This window comes from Pseudomonas sp. Hz4, from assembly GCF_054898165.1.
In genome coordinates this window covers 5,139,231-5,158,359 of record NZ_CM142719.1, presented here as the reverse complement: position 1 = coordinate 5,158,359, position 19,129 = coordinate 5,139,231, and the positions used below count along the sequence as shown (strand labels likewise).

The following is a 19,129-nucleotide window of genomic DNA, read 5'->3' as shown; positions in this document are numbered from 1 at the left end:
ACCACACAATTGGAGTGACATATGACGCAGAACAGCCATGTACTCGAGCTAGCAATCTTTACCGTCAAGGAAGGCTTCGAAAGCCAAATGCCTGAGTTGCGGTTGATGCTTCGGGAAACCCTCAAAGGCTTTGATGGGTTGATTGAGTTCTCAGGTTATTGTCCCGATCCACAAGGCCGTGTTTTCGCTGACTTGGCTAAATGGGACAACCTTGAAAATGCTCAGAAAGTCGCACAGGCATTCGAGGGTGGAGATCCGAGGTTTGCCCCTTACGCCCAGGCGATTGAAGCGCTTACGTTCATGGGACATTTTTACCCTGAGTAGAAGCTCAGCGCCCTACTCTTAGGCTCCCTTCGCGCCAATGCGGTATCGGAAAGGGGGCGGCGTTTTATCTCGGATCGCTTCATTTGGGCTTGTACCCCCTCGGTTCAATTATTTGTCGAGGATACACAGGGGATACACGGAGGGAAGGTATAGAGAGATACAGGGAGAGATGGCCAGAAACAAGAAAGCCCGCACTAGGCGGGCTTCTTGAGGTTGTTTAGAGACTCATGGGGACATCTGTAAACAGGTACTTGGTGGCTACACAGGGACTTGAACCCCGGACCCCAGCATTATGAATGCTATGCTCTAACCAACTGAGCTATGTAGCCAAGTGGCGCGCATTATTGGCTCGTAATGATGATGTGTCAAGCGTAAATCTAAAATATTTCTCTACGCTTTCAACCGCTTATCCACCTGACCCGAAAAACCGGGCGAGGGGAGGGCGTCAACTGAGCTGAAATCTCCCGGTATTGGCACTCAAGGCCTTGCTGCCTTGGCTCAAGGTGTCCGCCGCCAGGTTCACCGCCCGCGCGCCTTCGAGCAAGCGTACCGCCGCCTGATCGACTTGCTGGATGTTGCCGCTGACTTCGTCGGCGGTGGTCGCTTGCTCGTCGACCGCAGTGGCGATCTGCGCCAGCGTGTCGGTAACGCTTTGCACGGCATGGGCAATTTCCCCCAACCGTTCGCCCAGGCCAGTGACGGCTTGGGCGTCGGATTGAGCCTGACCGCAGGCGGCTTCCATCAAACTTACCGCTTCGTTCACCGTGTTGCGCAGGCTGTCGACGGTGCCGGCAATCTGCGCGGTGGAGGACTGGGTACGTTGCGACAGGCTGCGCACCTCATCGGCCACCACCGCAAAACCGCGCCCTTGCTCACCCGCGCGAGCGGCCTCGATAGCGGCGTTAAGTGCCAACAGGTTCGTCTGCTCGGCAACCCCGCGGATGGTGTCCACCACCAATTGAATCTGCTGCCCCTGCTCACTGACCCGGCCCAGTGCTGCAGCGGTGTCGTTCAAACGCTGATTGAGTTGTTGAATGCTTGCCGTCGTGCGCTGGCTGTCACGGCTGCTGTCGGCGGCGATGCGCTGGGTGTGCTGAGCGCTGCCGGAGGCCTGTTCGCAACTCTGGGCAACCCCTTGCGAGGTGGCGGCCAATTGCGTGGCGGCCGCGGCGATCTGGCTGATCTGCAACTGCTGAGCTTCGACTTCCCCCAAGGCACCGCTGGAGTGATGGTTGAGGGTGCGCACCGCGTTGCTCAGTTGCAAGGTTTCATGATCGACCCCCAACAGACTATTGCGCAGCTGCACTACCGCAACATTGAGGGCGGTGCTGATGGCGGCCAGTTCGTCGCGGCCCTGCACTGGTACTTGAAGGCTCAGATTGCCGTCACGCAAGGCTTCGGCCAGCAGGGTGATGCCGCTGGCGCTGCGACGGATCGAGGCTTGCAAGCAGATGAACAGGTACAGCGCGGCCAAGAGCAGACACCCAAACATTGTCGCAACGAGGATGAACTGGCGAATGGCCGAACCGTGGTAGTCATCCAGACGCTGATCCAGCGACACCAACGACTGCTGACGCAACGAAGCGAAATCGGAGAGCAGGGCGTCGAGATTGCGTTCGAACTCTTCCGGCTTGAGCTTGATGCTGCCGCCGAACACGCCGTCATCGAGGGCTTTCAACGCTGCGTCCAGGTGCTTGAGGCTGTCATGGTATTGCCCGGACCAGGCTTGCAGCGCGCTGGGCAGCCGCGCCTCCAGCAGGCTCGCGGTTTTGACAAGCTGCTCCCGGGCATCGCCGATGCGGCTGCGCAAGTCGCGCAATTGCAGACGGCTTTGCAGAGTGAACTGTCCAGACACCACTGATGCCTGACCGACGCTGGCGAGGCGGCCGACTCGTTCAATCAAGTCTGGTGCGTGCTGGGTGGAGATCTGGGTCAGCAGATAAGTTTCCAGCCACGGCGCGAGGGTCAGGCGAGTATCCATGGCGATCTGCTCGCGCAAGGCTTGCAGGGCACTCAAAGCATTGGTGAACCGATCGTAACCGTCTGGCCACCAACCGACGCTGCTCAAGCTTTTCGAGTCCAGGCCGTTGAGGGCGGTTTGCAAGGTTTGATAACGGGCCAGGGTTTCGCCCTCGGCGCCTTCGGTATGCAGTGCGTTGCCGAGGTCTGAGGTGGCTTGGGCGAGGGCTGGCTGAACCGCATCGAACGCGGCCATCGCCGCGATCGTCGCTGGCGTCGGCTGGCGATTGGTTTCCGTGGCGCGCCAGCGAGCCGCGCGGTCACGCTGGGCGGCGAGCAGGTTATCGAGTGTATCCAAAGCAAGCAGTTGCCGAACTCCGGCACGTTCGCCGGAGATCAGGTTCAGTTTGTCGCGATAGTCCTGACCGATCATCCATAGACTGCCCGTCAGCGGCAGGATAAACAGCAGGAACAATAGCTGAAATTTGCGTGCGAAACCAAAACGCCCCAGCAACCCTATCCCCGGTGATAAAAAAGCCTGCATGCCCCAAAACTCCTCTGGACACCACGCACCATCGGCGTGCGTCGAGACCGTTGCGGCCGCGACGTGTGCCCTTTTAAAAGGCCTCGAAAGTTCACCCTCGTCAGCTCTGTAGGCCGACTCTGTGGCGAAACTTCCCATTCTCGGTCCCCTTTGTAAGGGGCCGCGTTGAAGCGGATTACAGACGCAAGATTCAGACCATGGCGTTACGCTATCACCTTTTCAGCGATGAAAATGGGGGTCGTTAGCAGGCTAAGGGGATGGCGCTGATGCACTGAAAAATGGCACATTGACGCACCTGCCTGTGTGCACCCCTCTGTTGTACGGAAACTCTTATGGCTATCAGCAATGCCCAGACCGGCACAGCGCCGGCATCCGCGGCTTCACAAAGCAACCCATTGGTCATGCGCATCATCGGCGCCGTGGCGCTGGCGCATTTGATCAACGACCTGATCCAGTCGGTGCTGCCGTCGATCTATCCGATGCTCAAGGCCAACTATGGCCTGACCTTCACCCAGGTTGGCTTGATCACTTTGACGTTCCAGCTGACGGCTTCGCTGTTGCAGCCATGGGTGGGTTATCACACCGATCGGCACCCTAAACCCTGGCTACTACCGGCCGGGACAGTCTGCACGTTGATCGGCATTCTGATGATGTCCGTGGTGGGCAGCTTTCCGATGATACTGCTGGCGGCCGGGTTGATCGGTATCGGCTCCTCGACCTTTCACCCGGAAGCTTCTCGCGTGGCGCGGTTGGCCTCAGGTGGGCGCTTCGGTTTGGCGCAGTCGACCTTTCAGGTCGGTGGTAACGCGGGCTCGGCCTTTGGGCCGTTGCTCGCTGCAGCGATCATTATTCCTTACGGTCAGGGCCAGGTGGCCTGGTTCGGATTATTCGCGGTGTTTGCGCTGTTCGTGCTCTATCGGATTAGCCGCTGGTACGCCAACCACTTGAGCCTGTTCAAACTCAAGCAAGGCCAGGCGGCGACGCATGGTTTGTCGAAGAACCGAGTGATCAGTGCACTGGTGGTGCTCGGGCTGCTGGTGTTTTCCAAGTATTTCTACATGGCCAGCTTCACCAGTTATTTCACTTTCTACCTGATCGAGAGATTCGACCTGTCGGTGGCCAGTTCGCAGCTGCACCTGTTCCTGTTTCTCGGAGCGGTAGCGGCGGGGACGTTCTTTGGTGGGCCGATTGGCGACAAGATCGGGCGTAAGGCGGTGATCTGGTTCTCGATCCTCGGCGTTGCACCGTTCACCCTGATCCTGCCTCATGTTGACCTGTTCTGGACCAGCATTCTGAGCGTCGTGATCGGCTTCATCCTGGCTTCGGCCTTTTCAGCCATCGTGGTGTATGCGCAGGAACTGGTGCCGGGCAATGTCGGAATGATTGCCGGGGTGTTCTTTGGATTGATGTTCGGCTTTGGCGGGATTGGTGCGGCGTTGCTCGGGTATTTGGCGGACATACACGGAATCGAATACGTGTACTTCCTGTGTTCGTTCTTGCCGTTGTTCGGGGTGTTGGCGATCTTCTTGCCACGGACCAAAAAAGTCTGACCCGGACCGACCGGTATAGAAACGAGTAATGTTAAAACGGGCGTCAATAGCCGTGATGCCATATGCGCAAATCACTGGGTTACAGGCTCAGGCACTGCTGTTGCGGAAACTGCCGGGTGTGATGCCCACTACTTTTTTGAAGGCTCGGGTCATGTGGCTTTGATCGAAGAAGCCGCAAGTGAATGACGCTTCTGCGAGACTGGACCCGGTGCGCAGCAGTTTTTGGACCTGGGCGATTCTTTTCTGGATTTGAAAGCTGTGGGGGGAGACGCCAACGCTTTTTTTGAACACCCGGATCAGGTAAAGAGGGTCAAGGTTCACCCATTGCGCCAGTTCTTCCAGAGACAGATGTTTGTCGAACTCGTCTTCGAGCTTCCTCTTGATCTTTTGCACTGCGTGCTGCTCAGCCGCACTGACTGGTTCGATGGGCGCTCCGCTGCGCTCGAAGAGCTGCGTCACCAGATCCAGCAGGATAGTTTCCCGTTCAAGGCTGGAGGGGGATTTTTCAATGAGTTGATGTTGCTGCAAAAAGGTCCGGGCGAAGTCGGGGGCCTGGCTCAGAGCTGTTTGAAAAAGATGAATATGATCGTCTGAAAAACGCCCTTGAAACACCATCCGGTTGACCCATTCGGGGTCGATATAGAGCATTCGATACATCCAGCCCTCATCATGGCCTGGCAAGCCGTCGTGGATCTCCCCGGGGGTAATGGTGACCACACTGCCAGCGACCCCCATGTAGTTACTGCCGCGATAAAAAAGTTTTTCAACACCGCTACTTATAACGCCGATAGCGTATCGGTCATGTGAATGTCGGCCGAAAGATTGAGTACTGTAACGCGCAGATAGCAACTCACAGTCGCCTTCGGGTATACGCCAGAATTGAACAAAGTCCTTGTCTTTTTGAGGGGCTTTGTTACGGCGATTCTCGTCCATGAATTGTCCAGTTTTGTGCAATACGTATGAAAAAAAGGCCGCTAAATTTAGCACCTATTTCATCACACAAGCTAGGGGATGCGATGTCTACAAAACTGGTAGTTGGGGATTTTAATAAGTCTTCATGGTCATTTCGTGCGTGGCTGGTTCTTGTGACAGCAGATGTTGCATTTGAAACCCTTCAGATCAAACTGGAACAAAGCGACACCCGCCAGCGCATTCTGGAGCACTCGCCTTCCGGCAAGGTGCCGGCGCTGCTGCTCGATGATGTCGTCATCAACGACAGCCTAGCCATTAGCGAATACATTGCCGGCACATATCCGGCCGCCAACCTTTGGCCCCAAGATTCACGGGTCAAGGCCCTGGCACGAGCCGCTGCGGCAGAGATGCACTCCGGTTTCACCCACCTGCGCACGCAGATGTCGTTTGGCCTGAACACCGGTGACATCCCAGAAAGCCTGACCGCCGAGACCCGAGAGGAAATCATGCGGGTATTCGCTATCTGGAATCAGCTCCGTGAGGTGAGTGGTTCAACACAGTTCCTCTGCGGTGACTTCGGCATTGTTGATGCGATGTTTGTTCCGGTGGTGTTCCGCTTCCGTCGTTATGGTATTGCCATCCCTACGCAACTGCAGGGCTATGTCGAAAACATTCTAGGTTATGCACCGGTACAACAATGGTTGAAGTTGGCCGCGCAAGAAATTTAAAAGAGCTGTGTTGCTGCTAACTATTAAAGCCTATTAAAAATTAGTTGTTTTTTAGGCTCGTGGCAGAAAAGACCTTTGGGGCTTTTCTGCTTTGTCGAGTCTGATGTTTGTTGCCCGGGGGGAGTTGTGAGTGTTCATAAAATTAATACCGGTCTTTATCAGTGAGGTTTCTCATGTCAACTAATAACCATCGGGCAATCATTGAATTGACCATCGGTGGACTGATGCTCAGTCTGTCTGCTCTAGCCGTCGCTTTCGCCCATATCGGCGCGGGTGGTGCAGGGTTCTATCGGATGGTGTTCGCCTCGATCCTGTTCTTCCTGCTGCTGAAGGTGCGCAAAACACCGGTGCTGCTCAAAAGCGCCAAGGCGCAGCTGTACACCGCGTTGGCTGGGGTGTTTTTGGCCATCGACCTGGTGCTCTGGCACCAGAGCATCTATATCGTCGGCCCGGGCATCGGGTCGATCCTGACCAACTGTCAGGTGTTCTTCATGACCCTACTGGGGTTGTACCTGTTGAAGGAAAAACCTTCGATCTACTTCCTGGTATCCATTACTTTGGCATTTGTTGGGCTCTATCTGTTGTTGCTACCCGAGATGACCAGTGCGGTAGGGATCAAGGGCGTGGTGTATGGCGTGTTGTCGGGGCTGGCGTATGCCATCTGCGTGTACTTCCTGAAGATCAACACCCAGTTGCCTGACGGCGGGGGTGACAAGATCGCACAGATGCTCAATTTGAGTCTTTGGGCGGCACTGGTTCTGCTGACATACGCGCTGGCAACTGGGGAAAGCTTGGCCATCGTGGATGGGCAAACCTTGCTGATGCTGATCATATACGGGGTACTGGTGCAGTTTGTCGGCTGGTTGCTGGTCAACCGTTCGATCGGAGCCATGAGCCTGGGGTTGGCCGGACTGATCCTGTTACTGGAGCCGGTGATCACGTATTTCATTGATGTCACCTTTCTCGGCAAGGCCAGCTCCACGCTGCAGATTTGCGGTGCGCTGGTGACTATCTTTGCGGTTTACATCGGCTCAATCAAACCGCCTGAGAAAGCGCAGCCTTTACCCGAAGCGACCTGACAGAAGGTGTATCACGGCGGTATCGTGAACGACGGGCTGCCGTGACCCTGGCCAATACGTTACGCGCAGGCCCGCAAGGTCTGCATGTAGTCGAGGAGGATGGTGATCCCAAGACGCAAAAATCCCCGTATCAGCGAGTGATTACGGGGATTTTGTGTCTATCGAGATCCGTGTAAATCCACGGTCACCGTTACACGTTGAAACGGAAGTGCATCACGTCGCCGTCTTTAACGATGTAGTCCTTGCCTTCCAGGCGCCATTTACCGGCTTCTTTGGTGCCGGCTTCGCCCTTGTACTGGATGAAGTCGTCATAGGCGATGACTTCGGCGCGGATGAAGCCTTTTTCGAAGTCGGTGTGGATCACACCCGCGGCTTGTGGTGCGGTGGCACCGACGCGGACGGTCCAGGCGCGGACTTCTTCGACACCGGCGGTGAAGTAGGTCTGCAGGTGCAGCATTTCGTAGCCGGCGCGGATCACGCGGTTCAGGCCAGGTTCTTCTAGTCCTAAGGCTTCGAGGAACATGTCTTTCTCTTCGCCGTCATCCAGTTCGGCGATTTCGGCTTCGATCTTGTTGCAGACCGGAACCACCATGGCGCCTTCTTCTTCGGCAATGGCCTTGACGATGTCCAGCAGCGGGTTGTTCTGGAAGCCGTCTTCAGCGACGTTGGCGATGTACATGACCGGCTTGGTGGTCAGCAGGTGGAAGCCACGAATCACCGCTTTCTCGTCGGCATTCATGGTTTTCATCAGGGTGCGCGCAGGCTTGCCGAGAGTGAAGTGAGCGATCAGTTGCTCCAGCAGGCCTTTCTGGACTACTGCGTCCTTGTCACCGCCCTTGGCGTTGCGAGCGACTTTCTGCAGTTGCTTCTCGCAGCTGTCGAGGTCGGCGAAGATCAATTCCAGGTCGATGATTTCGATGTCGCGTTTCGGGTCGACGCTGTTGGAAACGTGAATCACGTTCTCGTCTTCGAAGCAGCGGACCACGTGCGCGATGGCATCGGTTTCACGGATATTGGCGAGGAACTTGTTGCCAAGGCCTTCACCTTTCGAGGCGCCAGCCACCAGGCCTGCGATGTCGACGAACTCCATGGTAGTCGGCAGGATGCGCTTGGGATTGACGATGGCCGCCAGGGCTTCCAGACGGCTGTCCGGCATCGGCACGATACCGGTGTTCGGTTCGATGGTGCAGAAGGGGAAGTTTTCGGCCGCGATCCCGGATTTGGTCAGGGCGTTGAACAGGGTGGACTTGCCGACGTTAGGCAGGCCGACGATGCCGCAATTGAATCCCATGGTGTTTTCCCCGAGGAGTAGAGTCAGGCCTTCTGGCTGTGCAGGTTTTTCATCGCGCGGTTCCATTCACCGGCGAGGATATCCGGCAGCACGCCGAGGGCAAAGTCGATGCTGGCATCGAGTTTTTCCTGTTCGGCGCGTGGCGCACGACCCAGGACGAAATTTGAAACCATACTGGCAACGCCCGGGTGGCCAATGCCAAGCCGCAAGCGGTAAAAGGTATTCTGATTGCCCAGTTGCGCAATGATGTCGCGCAACCCGTTGTGACCGCCATGGCCGCCGCCCTGTTTGAGCTTGGCAACGCCGGGTGGCAGGTCAAGTTCGTCGTGCGCCACGAGGATTTCTTCAGGCGTGATGCGGAAGAAACCAGCGAGTGCCGCTACGGCCTGGCCGCTGCGGTTCATGTACGTGGTGGGAATTAATAGACGAACATCCTGACCCTGATGCGAATAGCGCCCGGTCAGGCCGAAATATTTGCGATCCGCCACAAGGTTTACGCCTTGTGCGTTCGCGATGCGCTCAACAAAAAGGGCCCCTGCGTTATGCCGGGTCTGTTCGTATTCAGCGCCTGGATTTCCCAGGCCAACGATCAGTTTGATGGCAGTCACGATAGGGGCCCTTCCTTGGAGTGGTGGATAACATCGCCGCATTCAGGGAGTGCGGCGAAAGTGGACGACACGTGCTCATTTACCATTATGTAAACTCCGCGTTCTCGCCCGCTTTCTCGCTACGCTCTAGTCCGCGATGTTTCCGTTCACTCCGGCGAACAGAGTGAAATTACTCTGCTGCGCCTTCTTCAGTAGCTTCTGGAGCAACACGTGGAGCGTGAACGTTGGCAACAGCCTTGTCATCACCGTGTGCCAGAGCAACAAACTCAACGCCTTTAGGGGCTTTGAGGTCAGACAGGTGAATGATCGAGCCGATTTCGGCGTTAGCCAAGTCAACTTCGATGAATTCAGGCAGGTCTTTCGGCAGGCAGGTCACTTCGATGTCCGAAACAACGTGCGAAATTTCGCCGCCTTTCTTGATCGGAGCTTCTTCACCAACAAAGTGTACAGGCACGATAGCGGTCAGTTTCTGGCCAGCTACAACGCGTACGAAGTCAGCGTGCATCACGTGGCCTTTGGCCGGGTGACGCTGCAGAGCTTTGATGATTACGTTTTGCTTGGTGCCGCCAACGTTCAGCTCGATGATGTGGCTGTAAGCCGCTTCGTTTTCGAGCAGTTTGGCAACTTCTTTAGCCAGCATGCTGATGGATTCAGGGGCTTTTTCGCCACCGTAAACTACAGCAGGTACCAGGCTTGCGAGACGACGCAGGCGGCGGCTCGCACCTTTCCCCAGGTCGGAACGCACTTCAGCATTCAGAGTAAAATCGTTCATGTTGTATCTCCAAAATAACCACATTCGCCCCAGCGTTTGCGACCAGCGCTAAAGGCGATATGGGCAAAAAAGCCCCGCCCCGACAGGAATGCCGGGGCGGGGCGCTTTTCGTCAGCGAAATGTTCGAGAAGGGCAGGGCCCTTAACGGAACATCGCGCTGATCGATTCTTCGTTGCTGATGCGGCGGACCGCTTCGGCAACTACCGGCGCGATATCCAGTTGACGGATACGCGAGCAGGCTTGAGCAGCAGCGGACAACGGGATGGTGTTAGTCACCACCAGTTCGTCCAGCATGGAATTTTCGATGTTTTCGATCGCCCGACCGGACAGCACAGGGTGTGTGCAGTAGGCGAAAACCTTGGCAGCGCCATGCTCTTTCAGGGCCTTGGCCGCGTGGCACAGAGTGCCGGCGGTATCGACCATGTCATCGACCAGAATACAGGTACGCCCTTCGACATCACCGATGATATGCATCACTTCAGAGTGATTGGCTTTTTCACGGCGTTTGTCGATGATCCCGAGATCCACGCCCAGGGATTTGGCAACAGCACGTGCACGCACGACGCCACCAATGTCCGGGGACACGATCATCAGGTTTTCGAAGCGCTGATCTTCAATGTCATCCACCAATACCGGGGAGCCGTAGATGTTATCTACCGGAATATCGAAGAAGCCCTGGATTTGGTCAGCATGCAGATCAACCGTGAGAACACGGTCGATGCCGACTACGGTAAGCATGTCAGCCACGACTTTCGCGCTGATAGCCACACGTGCGGAACGCGGACGGCGATCCTGACGGGCATAACCAAAGTAAGGAATTACAGCAGTGATACGAGTAGCCGAGGAGCGGCGGAAGGCATCAGCCATCACTACCAGTTCCATCAGGTTATCGTTGGTCGGAGCGCAAGTCGGCTGAATAATGAAGACATCTTTACCGCGGACGTTTTCATTGATCTCGGCAGTAATTTCGCCGTCGGAGAACTTACCGACAGAGATGTCACCGAGAGGGATATGCAGCTGACGTACAACACGCCGAGCCAGATCGGGGTTAGCGTTCCCCGTAAAGACCATCATCTTGGACACGCGCAGTACCTAGAGGCTGAGGGTAACCTGGATGAGTATAGAAAATGGCAGGGGCGGCTGGATTCGAACCAACGCATGGCAGGATCAAAACCTGCTGCCTTACCGCTTGGCGACGCCCCTGTATCTGTTGCAACGATTACCCAGTAATCGGTTCTTTTAGAGCAGACTTTGCAACTTGCGATGCAACATCGAAACGTTGCTTCCCTTTGCTACAAACCCTGTAAGGGTCTCTGTAAGAAGGGCCGAGACTTTATCAGCTTCAGCTTTGCTTGGGAAGCCCCCAAACACACAACTTCCAGTTCCGGTGAGTTTTGCTTCGGTAAATTTACCTAACAAATTCAATGCGTTACGTACATCTGGATAACGCCTTGCTACCACCGGTAAGCAGTCATTTCGACTGTTTCCCTTGGGAACGGGGCGCACTTTAATGGGAGAAGAGTTACGTGTCAACAACGGATCTGAAAAAATTTCTGCTGTACTTACAGAGACTTGCGGCACAAGCACGAGATACCACGGCTCGGCGGGGTAAACAGGGGTCAGTTTCTCCCCCACGCCCTCGGCGAAAGCCGCGTGCCCACGCACGAAAACCGGGACGTCCGCGCCGAGCGTCAAGCCTAAAGTGGCCAGCCGATCCTCATCCCAACCCAGTTGCCAGAGATGATTGAGGCCCAGCAAAGTGGTCGCGGCATTTGAGCTGCCACCACCGATGCCACCACCCATGGGCAGAATTTTTTCGATCCAGATATCAATCCCGAGCGAACAACCGGATTGCTCCTGAAGTTTTTTTGCGGCCTTGACGATTAAATTACTGTCGTGAGGAACGCCATCGAATTCGGTGTGCAACCGAATCACACCGTCATCACGAACGGCGAAGGTAATTTCATCGCCGTAATCGAGAAACTGAAAAATAGTCTGCAGTTCGTGGTAACCGTCTTCGCGGCGACCGAGGATGTGCAGCATCAGATTGAGTTTGGCCGGGGAGGGCAGCGTCAAGCGCAGAGCCGTCATGTTCACTGCCCCAGTTTGCGAGGTTGCCATTCCTTGATCACCAGCGTGACGTCAAGGTCGGTGCCGTGCAGTTTGATCCGCTCGGGTAGCCAAATGCCGTTTTGCTCGGCATAGCTGAAGTATTCGACTTGCCAGCCATCCTGCTCCAGATTGGCCAGTCGGCTGTCGGCATCGAGCGTCAGACGGCTTTTGCTGTCCGGAGCCGGGAGCCCGCGAACCCACCAGGCCAGATTGGACACCGGCAACTTCCAGCCCAGCTGTTCTTCGACCAGCACTTCAGGCGTCGGCGCTTCATAGCGACCCTGGTTGGCGACTTCCAGCGAGACTTTGCCGGGGCGACCGGTCAAGCGTGCTGCACCGCGACCCAGGGGGCCGGAGAGGCGAATGTCGTAGTAGTCCTGTCGCTGCAGCCAGAACAACGTGCCGCTGCCGGAGTCTTTCGGGGCGCGAATCCCGATTTTGCCGTTGATCTGCCAGCCGTCGAGGCTGGTCAATTGCTGTTTGTACTGGCGCCATTGGGCCGGGTCGCCTTGACCCTGGACCGATTCGCGGGCGCCGAAGCCGGCGCAACCGGTAAGCAGGGCGATGAAACTGAAAACGATGATGTGGCGCAAAAACATAATCTTAAAGAGTCTCTGATCCGGTCAGGCGCTTGATGGTGCTGCGCAGGATAGGGCTGTCGGGCTGTTCCTTGAGGAACTTGCTCCAGATTTGCTTGGCTTCGCGTTGCTTGCCGTTGGCCCACAGGACCTCACCCAGATGAGCGGCGACTTCCTGATCGGGAAAGCGCTCCAGGGCCTGGCGCAAGTAACGTTCGGCCTCATCGAGATTGCCCAGGCGGAAATTCACCCAGCCGAGGCTGTCGAGTACCGCCGGGTCTTCCGGATTGATCTGGTGTGCCTGTTCGATCAAGGTCTTGGCTTCGACGTAACGCGTTGTACGGTCGGACAAGGTGTAACCGAGGGCGTTCAAGGCCATCGCGTTGTCTGGATCGCGTTTGATGATCAACCGCAGGTCTTTTTCCATCTGCGCCAAGTCATTGCGTTTTTCCGCTTGCATGGCGCGGGTGTACAGCAGATTCAGATCGTCGGGGTACTTCTGCAAGGCTTGCTGCAATACATTCCAGGCCTTGTCGGGCTGTTTATTGGCGGACAAGGTTTCGGCTTCGATCAAATACAACTGAATGGCGTAGTCGGGCTGCTCGTCGCGCTCCGCCGCCAGACGGCTTTGGGCCTCGGTGGTCTTGCCGTTGTTCATCAGGATATCGGCCTGACGCAATTGCGCCGGCAGGTAATCGTTGCCCGCGCCGACCTGGGCGTACTCGATCAGTGCGCCTTGAGGGTCGTTACGTTCTTCAGCGATACGACCGAGGTTCAGGTGCGCCGAATCGACGTGGCTTTCACGGGCGATCAGGTCTTCCAGATAGCCCTTGGCCTCATCCCAGGCCTTGGCTTCCAGGCAGACCAGCGCCAGGGAGTAACGCAGATCGTCGTCTTCCGGGTATTGCTGTACCAGGCTCGAGAACTCGACTTTGGCATCGTCCATGCGATCCTGTTCAACCAGCATGCGCGCGTAAGTCAGGCGCAAGCGTTTGTCGTCCGGGTACTTCTTGATGCTTTTTTGCAGCAGCGGCAAGGCTTCATCGCCACGATCGAGCGTTTGCAGCAGGCGCGCGCGCAGCAGGATCGGTGCGATTTCGCCGTCATCCGGTGGATTGTCTTCCAGCAGGCCCAGCGCACCCTTGGCGTCACCGTCCTGTTGCAGTAGCAAGGCTTTGCCGAAAATCAGTTGGCTGTTGTTTGGATGGCGCTGCAATAAGCGATCAAAACTTTTCATCAAGCCGTTGCGCGTGTCCTGGTCGGTATCGGCCGCAGACAGGGCGAGGAAGTCGAAATGCGTGTCGCCCTTGCCTTGCAGGACTTTCTCCATATAGACCATGGAGTCGTCATAACGCCCGGCGCGAGCCAGTTGCACGGCAGCAGCTCGTTGCGCCTCGAGGTCGTCCGGGGCGTTTTTCGCCCAGATCAGCGCGGTATCCAGGGCAGCCTGATCGGCGCCCAGGTATTCGGCGATGCGAAATGCCCGTTCGGAGATGCCCGGATCCTGGGTGTTAATAGCCTGGGTGACGTAGTTGTCCAGGGCAATGTCGAAACGATTGCGCTGGCCAGCCAGTTCGGCGCTCAGCAGGCTGAAGACGGTTTCTTCACTGAATGAGCCGTATACCTTGGGCTTTTCAGGGGCCGGAGTGCTGTCTTCGACCGGCGGCGTACCGTCCGACGAAACGGGTGCCAAGACCTGGCAGCCGCTGAGGAAGACAAAAGCGAGGAGCAACGCGGAAGATCTATTCATATAGGAAGAGGACGACTAACCTGCGGTCGGATCATCATGACACAAGCCTTCGGCCAAACATAACCGAGTCTCGTTGATGCCTTTATAGGGGCAGGTCATGGGGACAATAGTCAGCAGTAGTTGTTCTGGCTCTGTCGAAGTAGGACAATTGCCGGCTTCACGTCACCATCAGCGACCTTGAATGGCCTTCCTTGCACTCGGTATTAACCACAAGACTGCTTCAGTAGACGTCCGCGAGCGCGTGGCCTTTACCCCTGAGCAGCTGGTGGAGGCTTTGCAGCAGCTCTGCCGACTCACCGACAGCCGCGAAGCTGCGATCCTCTCCACCTGCAATCGCAGTGAACTCTATATAGAACAGGATCACCTTTCGGCGGACGTCATCCTGCGCTGGCTGGCCGATTATCATCATTTGAGCCTCGAAGAGCTGCGCGCGAGCGCTTATGTGCACGAAGATGATGCGGCAGTTCGTCACATGATGCGGGTGGCCTCCGGGCTCGATTCGCTGGTGTTGGGCGAACCGCAGATTCTCGGTCAGATGAAATCGGCTTACGCCGTGGCCCGCGAAGCCGGCACCATCGGTCCGTTGCTCGGGCGGCTGTTTCAGGCCACGTTCAACGCGGCCAAACAGGTGCGCACCGACACCGCCATCGGCGAGAACCCGGTGTCCGTGGCGTTTGCCGCGGTCAGCCTGGCGAAACAGATTTTCAGTGACCTGCAACGCAGCCAGGCCTTGCTGATCGGCGCCGGTGAGACCATTACCCTGGTCGCCCGCCATCTGCACGAATTGGGTGTGAAGCGCATCGTGGTCGCCAACCGCACCCTGGAGCGCGCGAGCATTCTGGCCGAGCAGTTCGGTGCCCATGCGGTGTTGCTATCGGAGATCCCGGCCGAACTGGTGCGCAGCGACATCGTTATCAGTTCCACCGCCAGCCAGTTGCCGATCCTTGGCAAAGGCGCGGTGGAAAGCGCCTTGAAACTGCGCAAGCACAAGCCGATCTTCATGGTAGACATCGCCGTCCCCCGGGATATCGAGCCGGAAGTCGGCGAACTGGACGACGTTTACCTGTATAGCGTTGACGATCTCCACGAAGTGGTCGCCGAGAACCTCAAAAGCCGCCAGGGCGCAGCCCAAGCGGCAGAAGAGATGGTTTCGGTCGGTGCCGAAGATTTCATGGTCCGCCTGCGTGAACTGGCGGCGGTGGATGTGCTCAAGGCCTATCGCCAACAAAGCGAGCGCATGCGCGACGAAGAATTGCAGAAGGCCCAGCGCATGCTGGCCAACGGCAGCAGCGCCGAAGACGTGCTGGTGCAACTGGCGCGGGGCCTGACTAATAAACTCTTGCACGCACCGAGCGTGCAGTTGAAAAAGCTCTCTGCCGAAGGTCGCCTCGATGCGCTGGCCATGGCCCAGGAACTCTTTGCCCTGAATGAGGGCTCATCGGATAGCTTTTCGGATAAGAAACCGCAATGAAAGCGTCACTGCTCAATAAGCTGGACATCCTCCAGGACCGTTTCGAGGAATTGACTGCCTTGCTTGGCGACGGCGAAGTCATTTCCGATCAGAACAAATTCCGCACCTACTCCAAGGAATACGCGGAAGTCGAGCCGATTGTCGATGCCTATAAACAGTTGCTCAAAGTGCAAAGCGACCTTGAAGGCGCCCAGGCGCTGCTCAAGGACAGCGACCCGGACATGCGCGAAATGGCCGTGGAAGAAGTCCGCGAAGCCAAAGAACAACTGATCGACATCGAAGCCAGCCTGCAACGCATGCTGCTGCCCAAGGATCCGAATGATGGGCGCAACGTGTTCCTCGAAATTCGCGCAGGCACCGGCGGTGACGAGGCGGCGATTTTCTCCGGCGACCTGTTCCGCATGTATTCGCGTTACGCCGAACGTCGCGGCTGGCGGGTGGAGATTCTCTCTGAGAACATCGGCGAGCACGGCGGCTATAAAGAAGTCATCGCTCGAGTCGAAGGCGACAGTGTCTACGGCAAGTTGAAATTCGAATCCGGTGCGCACCGCGTACAACGGGTTCCGGCCACTGAATCCCAGGGTCGCATCCACACCTCGGCCTGCACGGTGGCGGTGTTGCCCGAGCCGGACGAGCAGGAAGCGATCGAGATCAACCCTTCGGATTTGCGGGTCGATACCTACAAATCCTCCGGTGCCGGCGGTCAGCACGTCAACAAGACCGACTCGGCGATCCGTATTACTCACTTGCCGTCCGGTATTGTCGTCGAGTGCCAGGAAGAACGTTCCCAGCACAAGAACCGCGCGCGGGCGATGTCCTGGCTGTCGGCCAAGCTCAACGACCAGCAGACCAGCGCCGCCGCCAATGCCATCGCCAGCGAGCGTAAATTGCTGGTGGGTTCGGGCGATCGCTCCGAGCGGATCCGCACTTACAACTTTGCCCAGGGCCGGGTCACCGACCACCGGGTCAACTTGACGCTGTATTCCCTCGACGAAATCCTCGCGGGGGGTGTCGACGCGGTGATCGAGCCGTTGCTGGCCGAATACCAGGCTGACCAATTGGCAGCGATAGGTGAGTAAATGACGATCATTGCCAGTTTGTTACGCGCCGCCGACCTGCCGGATTCGCCGTCCGCGCGCCTGGATGCCGAATTGTTGCTGGCCGCTGCGTTGGGCAAGCCCCGCAGTTTTCTGCACACCTGGCCCGAGCGCATCGTTCCGAGCGAGGCGGCGCTGAAGTTCGCCGAGTACCTGCAACGCCGTCGTGGCGGTGAGCCGGTGGCGTACATCCTCGGCCAGCAAGGTTTCTGGAAGCTCGATCTGGAAGTCGCGCCGCACACGCTGATCCCGCGCCCGGACACCGAGTTGCTGGTCGAAGCCGCACTTGAATTGCTGCCGGCCACACCGGCTAAGGTTCTTGATTTGGGCACCGGCAGCGGCGCCATTGCATTGGCCCTGGCCAGCGAACGTCCGGCCTGGAAGGTCACCGCCGTGGATCGCGTGCTCGAAGCCGTGGCCCTGGCCGAGCGCAATCGCCAGCGCTTGCACCTGAACAACGCCGCCGTGCTGAGCAGTCATTGGTTCAGCGCCCTGGAAGGTCAGCGTTTTCAACTGATCATCAGCAACCCGCCTTACATCGCCTCCGCCGACCCGCATCTGGCGGAAGGTGATGTGCGCTTCGAACCGGCCAGTGCCTTGGTGGCCGGCGTCGACGGGCTCGACGATCTGCGTCTGATCGTCGCCCAGGCGCCCGATTACCTTGAGGCGGGCGGTTGGTTGATGCTCGAACACGGTTACGATCAAGCCCATGCAGTACGCGATTTGCTACTGACCCGTGGCTTTGAAGAAGTCCACAGCCGCACCGATCTGGGCGGTCACGAACGTATCAGCCTGGGGCGCCTGCCGTGCTGAATGATCAGGAATTGTTGCGCTACAGTCGGCAGATTCTATTGCAGCACGTCGACATTGACGGCCAGTTGCGACTGAAAGAAAGCCGCGTGTTGATCGTCGGTCTCGGCGGTCTCGGCTCCCCTGTTGCGCTGTATCTGGCAGCGGCCGGCGTCGGTGAGTTGCATTTGGCAGACTTCGACACCGTCGACCTGACCAATCTGCAACGCCAGATTGTTCACGACACCGACAGCGTCGGCCTGAGCAAGGTCGATTCGGCCATTCGCCGACTGAGCGCGATCAATCCCCAGATTCAGTTGATCGCCCATCGCACCGCGCTGGACGAAGATTCCCTGGCTGCCGCCGTGGGCGCGGTGGATCTGGTGCTTGACTGTTCCGACAATTTCTCCACCCGCGAAGCGGTCAACGCTGCGTGTGTCGCCGGCTGCAAACCTCTGGTCAGTGGCGCGGCGATTCGGCTGGAAGGGCAGCTGTCGGTGTTCGACCCGCGCCGTCCGGAGAGTCCGTGCTATCACTGTTTATATGGTCACGGCAGCGAAGCCGAACTGACGTGCAGCGAAGCCGGCGTCGTGGGGCCTTTGGTGGGGCTGGTCGGCAGCCTCCAGGCGCTGGAAGCCATGAAATTGCTGGTGGGTTTCGGCGAGCCGCTGGTGGGGCGTCTGTTGTTGGTCGATGCCTTGGGCTCGCGCTTTCGCGAATTACGGGTCAAGCGTGATCCGGGCTGCAGCGTCTGTGGTTCGACGCATGCGTGAAGCGCCGATTGGCGTGTTCGACTCCGGCGTTGGTGGGCTTTCGGTGCTGGCCGAGATCCAGCGTTTGCTGCCCAACGAGTCACTGCTGTACGTCGCCGATTGCGGGAATATTCCCTACGGCGAGAAAACCCCGGAATTCATCCGTCATCGTTGCAGTGCGATGGCCGGTTTTTTTCAGCAGCAAGGCGCCAAGGCGTTGGTGCTGGCCTGTAACACCGCGACGGTCGCTGGCGTTGCAGACTTGCGGCGTGAATATCCCGAGTGGCCCATCGTTGGCATGGAGCCGGCGGTCAAACCGGCCGCTGCCGCCACCCGTAGCGGCGTGGTCGGCGTACTCGCCACCACCGGCACCTTGCAAAGTGCCAAGTTCGCCGCGTTGCTCGACCGTTTCGCCACTGATGTGCGCGTCCTCACTCAGCCGTGCCCCGGCCTGGTGGAGCTGATTGAAAACGGCGATCTGCACAGTCCTGCACTGCGCCAGTTGCTTGCCAGGTATGTCGAACCGCTGCTCGGCGCCGGGTGCGACACAATAATTCTCGGCTGCACGCATTACCCCTTCCTAAAGCCGTTGCTTAAGCAGATGATCCCTGAAGACATCAGCCTGATCGACACCGGCGCCGCTGTAGCGCGGCAACTTCAGCGTCTGTTGGCCGAGCGAGATTTGCTCGCCGAGGGGCCTGCACGTGCTGCGCAGTTCTGGACGAGTTCCGATCCGGAGCATTTCAGAAATATCTTGCCGATTCTGTGGAATACCGCTGGCGATGTTCAAAGCTTCAAGGAGTAAACAAAATC

Annotated in this window: 18 protein-coding genes and 2 tRNA genes; 9 read left to right on the top strand and 11 right to left on the bottom strand. The window is 57.6% G+C overall.

Annotation, left to right across the window (positions count from 1 at the left end):
• Positions 1-21: 21 nt before the first annotated feature.
• A complete protein-coding gene (locus ACYZTR_RS23705; RefSeq protein ID WP_461974303.1) occupies positions 22-324 on the top strand; it encodes a hypothetical protein in 303 nt (100 codons plus the stop codon).
• A 252-nt stretch (positions 325-576) separates the two neighbouring features.
• Here ACYZTR_RS23705 and ACYZTR_RS23700 read toward each other — a convergent pair.
• Together ACYZTR_RS23700 and ACYZTR_RS23695 are read right to left on the bottom strand one after the other, a co-directional pair.
• A tRNA-Met gene (locus ACYZTR_RS23700) sits at positions 577-653 on the bottom strand.
• Positions 654-769: 116 nt separating this feature from the next.
• Entirely contained in the window at positions 770-2,827 is a 2,058-nt protein-coding gene (locus ACYZTR_RS23695; protein ID WP_461974301.1) for a methyl-accepting chemotaxis protein, read from the bottom strand.
• Positions 2,828-3,159: 332 nt separating this feature from the next.
• Between ACYZTR_RS23695 and ACYZTR_RS23690 the strand changes: the two genes are divergently transcribed.
• A complete protein-coding gene (locus ACYZTR_RS23690) occupies positions 3,160-4,377 on the top strand; it encodes an MFS transporter (protein WP_461974299.1) in 1,218 nt (405 codons plus the stop codon).
• A gap of 87 nt (positions 4,378-4,464) precedes the next feature.
• On the opposite strand, the gene ACYZTR_RS23685 is transcribed toward ACYZTR_RS23690, so the two are convergent.
• Positions 4,465-5,310 carry a helix-turn-helix domain-containing protein gene (locus ACYZTR_RS23685; protein WP_461974297.1) on the bottom strand — a complete coding sequence of 282 codons (846 nt, stop codon included), beginning with the start codon at positions 5,308-5,310 and terminating at the stop codon, positions 4,465-4,467.
• A gap of 83 nt (positions 5,311-5,393) precedes the next feature.
• Here ACYZTR_RS23685 and ACYZTR_RS23680 point away from each other — a divergent pair, with 83 nt between their 5' ends.
• Both ACYZTR_RS23680 and ACYZTR_RS23675 read left to right on the top strand, forming a co-directional pair.
• Positions 5,394-6,017, top strand: a complete 624-nt coding sequence (locus tag ACYZTR_RS23680; protein WP_461974295.1) for a glutathione S-transferase family protein — start codon at positions 5,394-5,396, stop codon at positions 6,015-6,017.
• 173 nt (positions 6,018-6,190) lie between these two features.
• A complete protein-coding gene (locus ACYZTR_RS23675) occupies positions 6,191-7,096 on the top strand; it encodes a DMT family transporter (RefSeq protein WP_461974293.1) in 906 nt (301 codons plus the stop codon).
• Positions 7,097-7,286: 190 nt separating this feature from the next.
• Here ACYZTR_RS23675 and ychF read toward each other — a convergent pair whose 3' ends face one another.
• The 8 genes from ychF to ACYZTR_RS23635 all read right to left on the bottom strand — a co-directional run bounded on the left by ychF (position 7,287) and on the right by ACYZTR_RS23635 (position 14,207).
• Complete coding sequence (gene ychF / locus ACYZTR_RS23670) at positions 7,287-8,387, bottom strand: redox-regulated ATPase YchF (protein WP_461974291.1); 1,101 nt, start codon at positions 8,385-8,387, stop codon at positions 7,287-7,289.
• A 23-nt stretch (positions 8,388-8,410) separates the two neighbouring features.
• Entirely contained in the window at positions 8,411-8,995 is a 585-nt protein-coding gene (gene pth, locus ACYZTR_RS23665; protein WP_010458286.1) for an aminoacyl-tRNA hydrolase, read from the bottom strand.
• Positions 8,996-9,164: 169 nt separating this feature from the next.
• Positions 9,165-9,767: a 50S ribosomal protein L25/general stress protein Ctc gene (locus ACYZTR_RS23660; RefSeq protein WP_461979856.1), complete on the bottom strand. Its 603-nt coding sequence runs from the start codon at positions 9,765-9,767 to the stop codon at positions 9,165-9,167.
• A gap of 141 nt (positions 9,768-9,908) precedes the next feature.
• Positions 9,909-10,850, bottom strand: a complete 942-nt coding sequence (locus ACYZTR_RS23655; RefSeq protein ID WP_003208392.1) for a ribose-phosphate pyrophosphokinase — start codon at positions 10,848-10,850, stop codon at positions 9,909-9,911.
• A 45-nt stretch (positions 10,851-10,895) separates the two neighbouring features.
• A tRNA-Gln gene (locus tag ACYZTR_RS23650) sits at positions 10,896-10,970 on the bottom strand.
• A gap of 36 nt (positions 10,971-11,006) precedes the next feature.
• A complete protein-coding gene (gene ispE / locus ACYZTR_RS23645) occupies positions 11,007-11,858 on the bottom strand; it encodes a 4-(cytidine 5'-diphospho)-2-C-methyl-D-erythritol kinase (RefSeq protein WP_461979854.1) in 852 nt (283 codons plus the stop codon).
• A gap of 2 nt (positions 11,859-11,860) precedes the next feature.
• A complete protein-coding gene (lolB, locus tag ACYZTR_RS23640) occupies positions 11,861-12,478 on the bottom strand; it encodes a lipoprotein insertase outer membrane protein LolB (RefSeq protein ID WP_461974289.1) in 618 nt (205 codons plus the stop codon).
• Positions 12,479-12,482: 4 nt separating this feature from the next.
• Complete coding sequence (locus ACYZTR_RS23635; protein ID WP_461974287.1) at positions 12,483-14,207, bottom strand: tetratricopeptide repeat protein; 1,725 nt, start codon at positions 14,205-14,207, stop codon at positions 12,483-12,485.
• A 181-nt stretch (positions 14,208-14,388) separates the two neighbouring features.
• Between ACYZTR_RS23635 and hemA the strand changes: the two genes are divergently transcribed.
• From hemA to murI, 5 genes are read left to right on the top strand one after another with little or no spacing between them, the layout of a single operon-like run.
• Positions 14,389-15,678, top strand: a complete 1,290-nt coding sequence (hemA, locus tag ACYZTR_RS23630) for a glutamyl-tRNA reductase (protein WP_282378822.1) — start codon at positions 14,389-14,391, stop codon at positions 15,676-15,678.
• Complete coding sequence (gene prfA, locus ACYZTR_RS23625) at positions 15,675-16,757, top strand: peptide chain release factor 1 (protein WP_461974285.1); 1,083 nt, start codon at positions 15,675-15,677, stop codon at positions 16,755-16,757. Before hemA ends, prfA begins: the two co-directional genes overlap by 4 nt.
• Positions 16,758-17,588 carry a peptide chain release factor N(5)-glutamine methyltransferase gene (gene prmC, locus ACYZTR_RS23620; RefSeq protein WP_461974283.1) on the top strand — a complete coding sequence of 277 codons (831 nt, stop codon included), beginning with the start codon at positions 16,758-16,760 and terminating at the stop codon, positions 17,586-17,588.
• Positions 17,582-18,337, top strand: coding sequence for a molybdopterin-synthase adenylyltransferase MoeB (locus ACYZTR_RS23615; protein ID WP_461974281.1), 756 nt, complete (start codon positions 17,582-17,584; stop codon positions 18,335-18,337). The genes prmC and ACYZTR_RS23615 overlap by 7 nt, the downstream gene beginning before the upstream one ends.
• Positions 18,330-19,121: a glutamate racemase gene (gene murI / locus ACYZTR_RS23610; RefSeq protein WP_461974279.1), complete on the top strand. Its 792-nt coding sequence runs from the start codon at positions 18,330-18,332 to the stop codon at positions 19,119-19,121. The genes ACYZTR_RS23615 and murI overlap by 8 nt, the downstream gene beginning before the upstream one ends.
• Positions 19,122-19,129: the final 8 nt, after the last annotated feature.